At 48.9% G+C, this 13,535-nt stretch carries 11 protein-coding genes; 5 read left to right on the forward strand and 6 right to left on the reverse strand.

The genetic code is table 11. The features are described 5' to 3' along the window. Window positions 1-181: 181 nt before the first annotated feature. From A3750_RS08185 to A3750_RS08200, 4 genes are all read left to right on the forward strand, one after another. Entirely contained in the window at window positions 182-1,390 is a 1,209-nt protein-coding gene (locus A3750_RS08185) for an acetyl-CoA C-acetyltransferase (protein WP_068454580.1), read from the forward strand. Between the two features lie 16 nt (window positions 1,391-1,406). Further along, complete coding sequence (locus tag A3750_RS08190) at window positions 1,407-3,545, forward strand: 3-hydroxyacyl-CoA dehydrogenase NAD-binding domain-containing protein (RefSeq protein WP_068454584.1); 2,139 nt, start codon at window positions 1,407-1,409, stop codon at window positions 3,543-3,545. A gap of 21 nt (window positions 3,546-3,566) precedes the next feature. After that, the gene (locus A3750_RS08195; protein ID WP_068454586.1) at window positions 3,567-4,706 is read left to right on the forward strand and encodes an acyl-CoA dehydrogenase family protein; all 1,140 of its coding nucleotides are present in this window, start codon (window positions 3,567-3,569) and stop codon (window positions 4,704-4,706) included. Between the two features lie 87 nt (window positions 4,707-4,793). Further along, the gene (locus A3750_RS08200) at window positions 4,794-5,978 is read left to right on the forward strand and encodes a CaiB/BaiF CoA-transferase family protein (RefSeq protein WP_068454589.1); all 1,185 of its coding nucleotides are present in this window, start codon (window positions 4,794-4,796) and stop codon (window positions 5,976-5,978) included. Between the two features lie 9 nt (window positions 5,979-5,987). On the opposite strand, the gene A3750_RS08205 is transcribed toward A3750_RS08200, so the two are convergent. Then, window positions 5,988-8,894: a hypothetical protein gene (locus A3750_RS08205; RefSeq protein ID WP_068454593.1), complete on the reverse strand. Its 2,907-nt coding sequence runs from the start codon at window positions 8,892-8,894 to the stop codon at window positions 5,988-5,990. 248 nt (window positions 8,895-9,142) lie between these two features. Here A3750_RS08205 and A3750_RS27185 point away from each other — a divergent pair, with 248 nt between their 5' ends. Continuing rightward, window positions 9,143-9,631, forward strand: a complete 489-nt coding sequence (locus A3750_RS27185) for a cold-shock protein (RefSeq protein ID WP_068454596.1) — start codon at window positions 9,143-9,145, stop codon at window positions 9,629-9,631. Between the two features lie 164 nt (window positions 9,632-9,795). On the opposite strand, the gene A3750_RS08215 is transcribed toward A3750_RS27185, so the two are convergent. The 5 genes from A3750_RS08215 to dapD all read right to left on the reverse strand — a co-directional run. After that, window positions 9,796-10,206 carry a hypothetical protein gene (locus A3750_RS08215; RefSeq protein WP_068454599.1) on the reverse strand — a complete coding sequence of 137 codons (411 nt, stop codon included), beginning with the start codon at window positions 10,204-10,206 and terminating at the stop codon, window positions 9,796-9,798. Next, entirely contained in the window at window positions 10,203-10,469 is a 267-nt protein-coding gene (locus A3750_RS08220; RefSeq protein ID WP_156492345.1) for a hypothetical protein, read from the reverse strand. The genes A3750_RS08215 and A3750_RS08220 overlap by 4 nt, the downstream gene beginning before the upstream one ends. 29 nt (window positions 10,470-10,498) lie before the next feature. Continuing rightward, a complete protein-coding gene (locus A3750_RS08225; protein WP_082863135.1) occupies window positions 10,499-11,428 on the reverse strand; it encodes a putative RNA methyltransferase in 930 nt (309 codons plus the stop codon). An 11-nt stretch (window positions 11,429-11,439) separates the two neighbouring features. After that, entirely contained in the window at window positions 11,440-12,582 is a 1,143-nt protein-coding gene (gene dapE, locus A3750_RS08230; RefSeq protein WP_068454608.1) for a succinyl-diaminopimelate desuccinylase, read from the reverse strand. Between the two features lie 62 nt (window positions 12,583-12,644). Then, a partial coding sequence (dapD, locus tag A3750_RS08235) for a 2,3,4,5-tetrahydropyridine-2,6-dicarboxylate N-succinyltransferase (protein WP_068548161.1) occupies window positions 12,645-13,535 on the reverse strand: 891 nt, incomplete at its 5' end.

The raw sequence follows: 13,535 nt of genomic DNA on the forward strand, positions 1-13,535 counted from the left end.
CTCGTTATGTAGCCACTTAACAAAGAATTAATCCAAATAACAATAACTTACCTTCCACAGTGCGCACCTTCATGTTGTGCAAGAAATTATCAACACTATTGTTAGCAAATATCATGGAGCGGAAATCTCACTCCTATATATTCGTTGTCGCTTAGCTTCCGAACACACAGGATGATCAATAATGACAAACGAAGCCTATATTTTTGATGCGATTCGCACACCTCGAGGCAAAGGTAAAGCCACCGGCGCCCTTCACGAAGTAAAACCCGTAACCCTGCTGTCTGATTTGTTGAATACGCTTCAAGCGCGTAATGGTTTTGACACCTCGGCGGTAGATGACATCGTCATGGGCTGCGTAACAGCCGTTGGAGACCAAGGCGCAGATATCGCCAAAACGGCTGCGCTCGCCGCTGGCTGGGACGAAGATGTAGCGGGAGTGGTGTTGAATCGTTTTTGTGCATCAGGCCTTGAAGCCGTAAACACCGCGGCCATGAAAGTACGTTCTGGCTGGGAGAACCTCGTCGTCGCCGGTGGCGTCGAGTCTATGTCTCGTATCCCGATGGGGAGTGACGGTGGCGCATGGGCGATGGATCCTGAAACAAATTTTGATACGGGTTTTATGCCACAAGGGATTGGTGCAGATTTGATTGCAACCTTGGGTGGTTACACGCGAGAGGATGTTGATGCATTTGCCGCAGAGTCGCACAAAAAAGCGGCCGCAGCATGGGAACGCGGCTCTTTCGACAAATCTGTGGTGCCTGTGGTAGACCGAAATGGTATCACCATTTTGGACCACGATGAGCTAATTCGCCCTGATAGCACCAAAGAAACACTGGGCGCCCTAAAAGCCTCGTTCCAGATGATGGGTGAGATGGGTTTTGATGGTGTTGCACGTAAGCGTTATCCGCAGGTTGAGCAAATTAATCACGTGCATTCTCCGGGCAATTCGTCAGGTATTGTCGATGGCGCTGCCGCGGTATTGATTGGAAGCAAGGCCGCGGGAGAGCAGTTTGGGATGAAGCCTAGAGCCCGCGTTGTTGCAACTGCTGTGGTAGGGACTGATCCAACAATTATGCTGACAGGTCCTGCGCCTTCAGCACGCAAGGCGCTGAAAGTTGCAGGCATGAGTGTTGATGACATCGATTTGTTCGAAGTTAACGAGGCGTTTGCGTCTGTCGTGATGCGCTTTATCGATGAGATGGGTGTCGATAAGGCAAAGGTCAACGTGAATGGCGGCTCCATTGCCATGGGGCACCCGCTTGGTGCAACGGGCGCAATGATTCTGGGGACTTTGCTTGATGAGCTTGAGGCCCGTGATTTGAAAACTGGATTGGCAACATTATGTGTTGGTGGTGGTATGGGTATCGCAACGATCATCGAGCGCGTTTAAGAATTAGGAGAAGACAATGAGTTCAGTAATTTACGAAAAAGATCAGGACAATATCGTCCATCTTATTTTGGACAAGCCTAATTCTAGTGCGAATTTAATGGACCAAGAGTTTACTGAGTCCTTGTGCGCGGCCGTAGAAAAGCTAAAGGCCGACGAGTTTGCAGGTGTTATTTTCCGTTCAAATAAGTCCACGTTTTTTGCGGGCGGAAATCTTGACGACTTGTATGCTACGACAAGGGAAAATGCCAAAGAATTATACGACATGGTTCAAAGCATCAAGGTGGCTATGCGCTACCTTGAGACATGCGGCAAACCGGTTGTTGCATGTATCAATGGTGCGGCTCTTGGCGGTGGTTGGGAATTGGCGCTTGCATGCCACCACCGCATCGCTTTAAGCGAAGGCGTAAAGCTCGGTCTACCTGAAGTGACGCTGGGCTTATTGCCTGGAGGCGGCGGTGTCGTTCGCATGTCTCGCTTGCTCGGTCTGCAAGCAGCGTTGCCCTACCTAACCGAGGGTAAGCAGTTCAAACCTGAGAAAGGCAAAGAGCTTGGCTTGATTCACGACATTGTCGATACCGAGGACCAATTACTCGATGCTGCGACTTCTTTTATCAAGGCAAATCTCAAGGCGCAACAACCATATGATGTCAAAGGCTATAAAGTGCCTGGCGGGAAGCCGAGTACACCAGCGCTAGCCAAAATGCTGCCGATTGCGCCTGCAATGATGCGAGACAAAACCAAAGGTGTGCTCCCTGCGCCTGAGGCAATCTTGTCGGTGATGGTAGAAAGTCTGCAAGTTGATATCGATTCAGCGATGCGAATCGAAACACGATATTTCGTTGAATTGGTGTGCGGTCAGGTTTCAAAGAACATGATCAACACTTTCTGGTATCAACTAAACGAAATCAATGCGGGGGCAGCTCGTCCTGCAGGTATCGAAAAGGCCAAGTTCACGAAACTCGGTGTTTTGGGTGCCGGCATGATGGGAGCGGGAATTGCCTATTCCGCTGCTACGCGTGGCATTGAAGTCGTTTTGAAAGATGTCTCTCTTGAGTCTGCCGAGAAGGGTAAGGCGTACAGCGAGAACCTTCTTGATAAGAAGGTGAAACGTGGCCGATTGAGTGCGTCTAAGCGCAATGAAACGCTCGCGCTTATCCATCCAACCGAGAACGCGGAAGATTTAGCCGGTTGCGATATGATTATCGAAGCCGTTTTTGAAGATCGTGGATTAAAGGCAAAAGTGACTCAAGAAGCAGAGGCACAAATGCAAGCGAGTGGGGTCTTCGCGTCAAATACATCCACTTTACCAATCACCGGATTGGCAGAAGCCTCTGCTCGTCCAGAACAGTTCATAGGCCTCCATTTCTTTTCGCCAGTAGACAAAATGCCATTGGTCGAAATCATTTGTGGTGCGCAAACCTCTGATGAGACGCTCGCGCGTGCATATGATTTCGTTCAACAGATTTCAAAGGTGCCTATTGTCGTTAACGATAGCCGTGGATTTTATACGTCGCGCGTCTTTGGTACGTATGCGAACGAGGGCATCGCGATGTTAGGGGAGGGTGTCTCTCCTTCGGCGGTCGAAAACGCAGCATTTCTCTCAGGCTTCCCGGTAAGTCCACTTGCTGTGACCGATGAAGTAAGCATGACGTTAATGGAGAAGATCCGTAATCAAACGATCAAAGACTTAGAAGCTGAGGGCAAGCCATACCGCGCTCATCCCGCCGATGCGGTTGTCGATAAGATGCTTGAGGCAAGTCGTCCAGGAAAACTGGCGGGCGGCGGCTTCTACGAATATCCCAAAAATGGCAAAAAGCATTTATGGAACGGGCTGCCTGAGCTATTTGGTGGCCAAGCAGACTTCGAACTGAAAGATTTACAAGACCGGCTGCTCTACATTCAAGCCATTGAGACTGTTCGCTGCCTGGAAGAGAAGGTCTTGACGAGTGTCCGTGATGCCAATATTGGCTCGATTATGGGCATTGGTTACCCAGTGTGGACCGGGGGTATTTTACAGTTCATCAATCAAACAGGTATTACCGAGTTTGTTGCGCGGGCGGAAGCGTTGCACGAAACGTATGGAGAACGATTTGCGGTACCGGCATTACTTAAAGAGATGGCGGCCTCAGGTAACGAATTCAAAGACGCGGATTAAAACTAATCAAGGGGTAGAACAATGATAAAACGTACAGTTTATGAATCTGAACATGAAATGTTTCGCGATAGTCTGAAAAAGTTTCTTGAAGACGAGGCCGTTCCGTATCACGCGCAATGGGAAAAAGATGGCCACGTTGCACGAGAGCTATGGACTAAAGCCGGGCGACAGGGCTATTTATCACCAACGGTTGCGGAAGAGTACGGCGGTGTAGGTGCGGATTTCCGTTATAACGCGGTTGTGGATGAAGTGGTTGCTGAACTTGGATTGAGTGGTGTTGGCTTCGGTCTCCACTCTGACATCGCTGTGCCTTACATCGAACGATATGGTTCTGAAGAACAAAAGCAGAAGTACCTCCCAGGGTGTGTCAACGGTGATATCGTGACGGCCATCGCAATGACAGAACCGGGGACTGGTTCTGACTTACAGGGCGTTAAGACCAATGCTGTGCTTAACGGCGATCACTATGTACTGAATGGGTCAAAAACCTTCATCACCAATGGACAGTTGGCCGACCTGTATATTGTGGTCGCGAAGACTGACCCCGAGGGCGGTGCGAAAGGTACAAGCTTGTTGCTTGTTGAAGCAAACTCGCCTGGTTTTGAAAAAGGGTCAAACCTCGAAAAAATCGGAATGAAGGCGCAAGATACCTCTGAGTTATTCTTTCAGGATGTCAAAGTCCCTAAGGAAAACCTGTTGGGCGCAGAAGGCATGGGCTTCATCTACTTAATGCAAGAGCTTCCGCAGGAGCGTTTGTCTGTTGGACTGAATGCGATCGCGAGTGCCGAGTCAATTTTTGATCAGACAGTGGCTTATGTGAAAGAGCGCAAAGCGTTTGGTAAACCGATTTCTGCGTTTCAAAACACGCAGTTCAAACTGGCGGAAATGTCTTCGACGCTCACTATGGCGCGCGTGTTTGTTGATAAGTGTTTAGAGCTGCATATCGAAGGCAAACTCGATGTTGTGACGGCAGCGAAGATCAAATATCTGACTACTGAGATTCAGTGTGATGTGATCGACGAATGTCTTCAGTTGCATGGTGGTTATGGTTATATGTGGGAGTACCCGGTAGCACGTGCTTATGCCGATGCTCGGGTACAAAAGATCTATGCGGGTACCAATGAAATCATGAAGTTGATCATTGCGCGTAGCATGGTCTAAAAAAGCGATAAGAATAGAGCGATCGTCAACAGGGTAAGAGCACGCCTCTTACCCTGTTTTCTTTTTCTCAATCTAAAAGGGTGCTTTATGTCGTTACCGTTAGAGGGCGTTCGTGTTCTCGATTTTTCTACACTTCTTCCAGGCCCGTATGCCACGCAGCTTCTTGCCGATATGGGGGCAGAGGTGCTACGTGTAGAAGCGCCTAATCGCCCCGACTTGCTAAAGTTGATGCCGCCAATGGTTGGCGAAGGCAAGAGTAAGGTCTCGGCCGCACATGCGACCATTAATCGAAATAAAAAGTCGATTGCGATCGATCTCAAGAACCCGCAAGCCAAGGAGATCATTGAGCAGTTGGTGCCGAGCTACGACATCGTTGTTGAGCAGTTCCGTCCAGGTGTTATGGCGCGACTTGGCCTCGATTACGAGGCCTTGTCTAGCGTAAACCCAAAAGTCGTTTATTGCTCTGTGACGGGATATGGTCAGAACGGTCCATACAAAGCCAGGGCAGGTCATGACATCAACTATCTTGCGCTATCTGGGTTGGCGAGTTATTCAGGTCGTAAAGAGACCGGCCCGGTTCTTTCCGCGACCCAGATCGCAGACATTGCTGGGGGCTCTCATCATGCTGTGATGTCTATTTTGGCGGCACTTTTTGCGAGGCAGACTACGGGCAAAGGCGCTTATCTGGATATCAGTATGGCGGACGCCGCATTAAGCTTAAACACAATGTTTGGTGCAGGTGCGTTGGTTAGTGGCAAGGATCCGGATCTTGGTTCTGAAATGCTGAATGGCGGACTCTTTTATGACTATTACAAGACGGCTGATCACAAGTACTTGTCTGTTGGCAGTCTTGAACCAAATTTCGCGATGGCTTTGCTTCAAGCACTGGGTATGCCTGATTGGCTTAGTAAAATCGCAGATCAGCGCCCTGAAACGCAGGAGCAACTCCGCTCGGCTATTGCCCAAAAAATCTTAGAGCATGATCAGGCACATTGGATTAATGTGTTTGGTAAGTTAGACGCCTGTGTAGAGCCTGTTATCAGTGTAAACGAAGCTGCACAGCATCCTCAGTACCAAGCGCGAAATATGTTTATCGATGCAACACTCGACGATGGCCAGCGTGTTAAGCAAATCGCTTCAGCGCTTCCTTTCGGGAAAAGAGCGGCTAAAGCAGGTGCGAGGCTGGGTGCCAATACCGATGAGGTTTTGGCTTCAATCGGCCTCTCTGAAAGCCAAGTTGAAGCGCTAAAACAAAGTGGCTGTGTTCGCTGAAGGAATGGTTTACAAACGATACCCAAAACCGAAGTAGATGTTCGTATCTTTATCCGGCGCAGCGTTAGTCCGGTCAAAAGGCACCGCAACCCCGAAGCGTGTGGCGACTGGGAGCGTGCTATAACCCAAGTCGACCCCAATATTGAGCTCAAACCCGGCTGCATCGAACATGCGACTGCCGCGGTTGGGGCTACCCGCTTCGTAAAACACGGCTCCCGAAACTGTATTCAAGCCAATTGGCCAGCTGCTTAGGCCCTGATCTACGTAAGCAATAGGAAATCGATATTCTGCCGAATATATTTCTGGTTTGTATCCCACTAGCTCGCTAGTCCTATCGGGGTAGCCGCGCAACGGGTAATCTCGACCATGAATGATCGCCTGCTCAAAGGGGCTACTGCTCGGACTGTCGCCGAGGTCGAATACATCCGCGCCTTGCTCCGCATAGCCTTGCATCACCCTAAGTGCTAACGTGTGGGCATTGTATAACGATAAATATTCGTTCCATTCAACCGTCCAAACATTGCCATCAGAACTATCGGTGTTAGCAGCTTGAAAATCCCGTTCTAGCTTATCTCGCTCCAAATTCATAGACAGTATTCTGCCGTGCGAGGGGCTAATGCCATAGAGAGCATAACTCGCGTCGGTGTATTGCACGGCAAGTCCGACTGTATTTACGGTTAGAGTGTTATTGAGTGCAGGGTTGAGAAGATAATCGGCTGCCCGTTGTTCTTGATTACCGCCTCCAATAATGCGGAGGTTGGAAAAGTCAAAAGGAATATCTGTATGAGCGAGCAGCGCGATATTTTCGTTCTCCTCCAGGAGAGTGGTTTTATCTACAAACTCGGGTGGTGCTGATGCGCCTCCAAGCGCGTAGTCATAGTCTTTCGAGTAGAGTGCGGTGAAGTGGTTATAGAGCGTGTATGACGCTTGAAGTTTGTTCACATCGTTCTCAAAGTCGCGACCGACCACCAATCCCCAGTTATGAAAATTCAAAGCATCGCGGCCAGACAAAACAAGAGAGAGCGTGTTTTGCGCATTGTCGTTTTGGTAGCCAAAAAACCAGCTTGTTGGCGCGACCGTTTCGAGCGCGGAGTAGGTCTGTGTCACTGGTTGAGCGTTTGCTGCTTCCTTTGGTACTGGGCTGGCCTCTAGCTCAAATCCTTTTCCAGGTTTTGCTAGCCTTAAGGAGGTCTCTTTGCTCTCGCTGTTGTAGCGCTGAACCTTATATGGCGCCTCGGCGATATCCCAGCCATTCTCGGAGTAGCTACGAAAAACTAATCGGTCGTTTGCTACGTCGTATTGACCGTCACTTGCACCGCCGATGCTTCGAGTGAGCGGCTGAAGTTGCTTCGACGTTAGATCCAGTTCCCAAAGTTCGATTAATCCGTCTTTATCACTCGTCACGATGAAGTGTTCAGTCGAGTTGTCGGATGGCCTGCCTGACTCAATGGCAAAGTAGTTATCTATTGGGCTTTCGAGGATCGTATCGCTCTTTCCGGTGTTCAGATCCAAGCTGCGAACAGACCATTTCGAAGCGCCCGCCTTGTATGTAAAGGCGAGGGTATCGTCGTTGATCGCGATCAGAGATCCGATGTTGTCGAAGTTCGCGGCCTCAAAAATGGTAGTTTCGACTTTTGCGTTCAAATCGACCTCGACGATAGAGCGTTGAGCATGCAGCACTTTAACGCCAAGGAAACGATCATTCAGTATTACGCCATCGGTGTAATGTCCGCACTTGGTCACTTTCTCGCTCTGTCCTGTTTTTAAGTTATAGCGGTAGAGGTCTGAGCTGTAAGTGACGTGTGTGCAAGGCGACTGTTGGATGTACCATAGATGCTCTTCATCGACCGCAATGATGTTTGCATTTGATTTCACCCGAACGAGCGGACGCTTCGTTCCCGCACCATCGACTTGCGTTATATAGCTGGGCCCATAAGGGTCGAAAGCGGCGTAGTAAATATTGCCCGCTGCATCCACCTTGGGGCTAATGTTAAAATAACCGTTCTCGCTAATTTTGCTGAAGGGCGTTGTCGTTCCTTCAAGCGCAGCAAGTTGACCTTGATACCGCTCTTCAACCCACTGCATATATTCCAACCACAGATCTTCAAGCCCGGTTGCGTCGGTATTATGTCTTGCAGGACGGTCGACAACGAAAGGCACGAGTTGTCCGCTTGTGGTATCGATATAACCGGTTAACGCATCAATGCCATATCGCTCATCTAAAAACTGGTAGAAAGGAAAGCCGTAGGTATACGCTTTGTTGAGTGGCCAATGGCGCGTAGTTTGCTGCACCTTCCCTAAAGGTAATAGCCCTGAAGCGACCTCGCTACGCAACATCATGTTGAAAAATGCACTTTGCCCTCTCCCAGTGTGGTGATCCCAAGAAGTCTCGACATACGTAGCGAGCCCCTCTTTAAAGAAGTTCGGCTGAAACAGGTTCGAAAAGGTAAACACGTTGCGACCAAACACGTAGCGTGGCGCGTAAGACCAATCGCGCGCTTTATCTAAATGAACAATGTGTGTCATTTCATGAAGAATGAGGAAATCAAACCACTCTCCGTAATCTTGAAGCTCTGACACTCCGCTGGGTAACGTCGCGTAGAGTACGCTTCTGTTGTACGGTGCGGGTGTTGCATATCCATTTGCCCGATCAGTCTCATTTGAGAGGACGATCTGCACTGTCGACTCCGGTTTCCAATCAAGAAATTGACTGAGCTGAGGGATAACAGCATCAACAATCTCGAGCGAGCGGTTCGCAAGTACCTCGTATCCTTCAGGGTAGGTCACGCTCGCGTATTCGGACTTTTTGGTATGCCAATCTTCAAAGGCGTCAAAGTGCTCGATTGCATGTGCGGCACTCCAAAAGAGCGAAAGCGTTGAAACCAAGACGGCATAAAGAAGGCGATATAGAGGCATAGCTTATTTTCTCATTCCCTAATTGGAGCAAATTCGACTGCGAAAAATGTTATAACAAATGTCAGCGTTGGGTACGTGAATTAGTGTTGAGATTCCTGATACGGCAAGATGATCAAAAGAAGCACGACAGTGTTTTATATGCGGTGCGTTTATGCTTCAATGTAGCGGCTTTGACAAGCAGTAAACTTGCTACCATCCATCCGTAGCTCAACACTTACAATACTAACAATTCTTAAAGAGACAATATCATGTTCAAAAAGATAACGATTAGTGCCATTGTTGCACTTCCGTTTCCTTTCTTAATTTTTCTCGCTGGGTCACGTCTAGACGTATTTACTTCTGAAAAATCAGCGATCGAATTTTTGAAAACTGACAACGGCGTGGCGTTTTATTTCGCTGCATTTTTAATGTTCGTTGTGTCATCGGTTATCGCTAGCCTATTCTTCGATAGCGAGCGTCGCGGCGCTACGAGCAGCCGTCCAAAGGCTGGTGCCAGAAAACAATCTCAAGCTGTTGCAACAGGCGATGAAGGCCAGACGTTTGGTACGGTCAAATGGTTTAACGTTAATAAGGGTTTTGGCTTTATTACAACCGAAGACGGGGACGACATTTTTGTACACTTCCGCTCGATTCAAGGGCACGGTCGCCGAAGCCTCCGTCAAGGCCAAAGCGTGCGTTTCGATACCTCAATGGGTGAAAAAGGAAAACAAGCCGATAACGTGTCTGTCGTAAAATAAGTGCTTGTCGCAATATAAAGTTGAACACTGGCTAAGCAAGATGGCTTTTGTTCAACTTTTCTATTTGTGGTTGTGGTTGTGGTTCGATTAGCCGCGCTTTTATTCTTTTTTATACACACTCGCCTTAGCTGCCTTAGCTGTCTGACTCGGCTCGGTGACAGCATCTAGCCCCAGACGACCAGCTCACGTTCACTTCGGGTTATCCGCCACCATTTTTCACTGAATTCTGGCTCTTCTTCAGCCCAGCTCTCTGCTGAGCAACGTACTTCTGTATCAATGTGCGAAAGTGCCGATTCTGCACATGCTAGATCGCTTTCCCATGGCGTATGTTGGCTTTTAAACCAAATGCTTGTATATGCTTTTCCTGCTGCACATGGTGTGATCGAAACCTCTAGTGGCGCTCCTCTGTACGTAAGCTTGATTGTATATGAGCGCGCTTTACTCATATCGATGTAACTTAAAGCAGACTCATCCTCAATGACAAATGCGTCGCTTAGCCAGGCTAACAGTTGATCGTTTTCAAGACTCTTGATGTAGATCTCGACGTCGGGTTGCGTATTATTATGCGTTGTCATTGTCGTCCTTCATGGTTGAAAAATCGTTTGAGCCGGCTCCAGAGAATCGTAATATAAGCGATGATGACACCGACGCCCGCTATTGCGCCAAGGCAAAGAGAGATAAGACCAAGCATTTCCTGTTTGACGGACGGATCCATATAAAATTCGACGTAGGTAAGACCGCACAAGGCGAGCATCAGTAAGGCGCTCGATACAAAGAATAATTTGAAGCGAAGTTCTACAGGCTTTTTTGTGATGGCGCTGCTAGTTTTGTCATTCATCTTTGATTTCTGCGAAGGGTGATGGGTGTTCATTTTAGTTTGTAGGCTTTTATTGTCACGTCTGCCGTTAGCGCTAAGGAACCTCTCGCTGCGGTTTGCTTAATGTTTTCCTGAGACGCTCGCCAAGTATGAGGTGTCATGCCTATCAAGTCTTCAATCTCGCTCTTCTTGTCCAACGTGAAAGAAAAGTGAAGGTCCTCCCTCGCTGCCTCAAAGTACAATTCCTCGTATGGGTTGTCCGTACTTACCGCTTTCTGTTTTATGTCAGGATAGAGGCTTTCTCTCAGTTCTATAAGATGATTGGTGCCAGCTGAAACATCAATCAAAACACCATCTGGTTTAAGTACTCGCGCGGCCTCTGCCGGGCATGGCCGAGAAAACAAGTGGGTAATAAGGTCTTGGCTTGTATCTTGGAGTGGTAATCGAAATGCATTTCCAACAAGCCAAAAGGCGTCTTTTACCCGTTTGGCGCCAGAGCGTATTGCTGGTGTTGAGATGTCCAGTGCGGTGAGCGTTGTGGACGCAAGCGAATCTGCCAACGATGCGTAAATATGCTGAGTATAATAGCCTTCGCCACACGCAATATCACAATATCGAAAGATCGGTTTTTGCCCGAGTGATGCGCCAGCTGAACGCTCTAATGAGCTTTCTAAACTACTGTCGGATACGCTGGTCTTTGAACGGCGCACGACGTTGCAGTGGGCAAAGATCAGCTCAATACAGCGCTGAGTGATTGATTGATAATGCCCGAGCTCTAAGAAACGCTTGCGCGCCTGCACCATCTCAACCGTATCGCCCGGCTTACTGCTATTTTTGTCCTGATTAAGAAGGAGGTTGAAATAACCTTGTTTCGCCTGATCAAAACAATGATTGTTGACGCAGCGCAATTGCCTTTGCTCAGAAACAAGGTTTTCAGAACAAACCGGACAACGCAAAACCGAAGTGCGAGCCATACTCATTTCAAGTGGGCCTAAGGCGCCAATAGCTTGATCAAAATACGCTCGTATACTTCTGTTAAGTCATTAAGATCTTGCACGCTAACGTGTTCGTTTACCTGATGAATTGTTGCGTTTAATGGGCCGAGTTCGAGTACTTGTGCTCCGGTGGGCGCAATGAATCGACCGTCAGAGGTTCCGCCGCTCGTAGAAAGCTCCGCGTCAACATCGCAAACCTCTTTAATGGATGCAACCGCGGCATTGACGAGCGGGCCGGCCTCCGTGAGGAAGGGACGACCGCTTAGGTTCCATTCGATTTCGTACTGTAGACCGTGCTTCTCAAATATGGCCTCTGTGCGTTCGGTTAGCTGTTCGGCGGTCACTTCAGTGCAATAGCGGAAGTTAAAGAGTACCTCGCCAACGCCCGGTATTACATTGGTTGCTCCGGTACCGCATTGGAAGTTTGTGATCTGAAACGTTGTTGCAGGAAAGTAATCGTTGCCCTGATCCCACTCAATTTCGCTTAGTTCTGCTAGTGCCTTCGACGCGCGGTGAATCGGATTATCTGCTAAGTGGGGGTAGGCGACATGGCCTTGCTTACCGATTATCTTAAGCTTTGCATTCAAAGAGCCCCGGCGCCCATTTTTTATTACATCACCCAAGCGTTTAGTGCTTGAGGGTTCGCCGACTAAACACCAATCAATCTTTTCTTTGCGCGACTCAAGAGTTTCGATCACCTTCACGGTACCGTTTTTTGCGGGTCCTTCTTCGTCACTGGTGATTAGATATGCGATGGAGCCGACATGGTCGGGGTACTTTTCGATAAAACGCTCTGTTGCCACCATAAAGGCAGCGAGACTACCTTTCATGTCAGCCGTGCCACGGCCATGTATATGGCCTTCTTCAATACGCGCTTCAAACGGCGGATACTGCCACTGATACTCTGGCCCTGTTGGAACGACATCGGTATGACCAGCAAAACAAAGAACGGGCGATTTTCGGCCCTTGCGCGCCCAAAGGTTGGTCACTTCTTCAAACTGCATGGTCTCGCAATGGAAACCCAATGGTTTTAATCGGTCTTTTAACAGCGCTTGGCAGCCTTTGTCATCCGGTGTTACGGAGGGTTGCTGAATGAGTTCCTGAGTCAGTTGGATGGTTGGAGTCGTGGTATCCGGCATTAAAATGGCCTATTCGTTTGTATTGAGGGAGGCGAGTGCCTCCCTTTTTTTGCGGTGCAGGTTTAATTGTTAGCGTGTAGCGCTTCGTTGAGCTCGATTGCCGTTTTGTTGGTTAGGCATTCAACGCGACCATTCACCGAGTTGCGTCGGAATAGCAGGTCAGGTTTTCCTGCAAGGTCCCGCGCCTTCACTGCATCAACATCGTTTCCTTCTGCGTCTAGCATAATAACTTTCGTGCCAGCTGTTATATATAGGCCTGATTCTACTGTGCAGCGGTCGCCAAGCGGAATACCAATGCCAGCATTGGCGCCAATTAGGCTGCTTTCGCCGACAGAAATAATAATGTTTCCACCGCCAGAGAGCGTGCCCATGGTAGAGCAGCCGCCACCAAGATCCGAACCTTTGCCAACCATAACACCTGCTGAAATACGGCCTTCGACCATCGATGTGCCCTCCGTCCCTGCATTAAAGTTCACAAAGCCTTCGTGCATGATCGTCGTGCCCTCGCCAATATAAGCGCCAAGACGAACGCGTGACGTGTCAGCGATTCGCACGCCGCTCGGCACGACGTAATCCGTCATCTGAGGGAACTTGTCCACCGATTTTACTTCGAGCAATTCGCCCTGCATACGCGCCGCTAGCTGACGTTGTGGTAACTCGGCCAGATCGATGGCACCTTTGTTTGTCCAAGCAACGTTCGGAAGCAAGCCGAAGATTCCGTCCAGATTGATGCCATGAGGTTTTACTAAACGATGCGAGATTAGATGAAGTTTTAGGTACACTTCAGGAGTGCTAGATGCTGTACCGTCTTCTTCAATAATGACCAGTGCAATTGGGTTGACGGAGCCGCTTAACTTCTCTGCTTGCACTGAAACTTCGCCAAGCGAATGAGTTTCCGCAAGCTTAGCGAGCTGATCGTCACTCAGGGTGAGTGTGGTATTTTCTGTTGGTAG

Source organism: Oleiphilus sp. HI0079 (assembly GCF_001635105.1).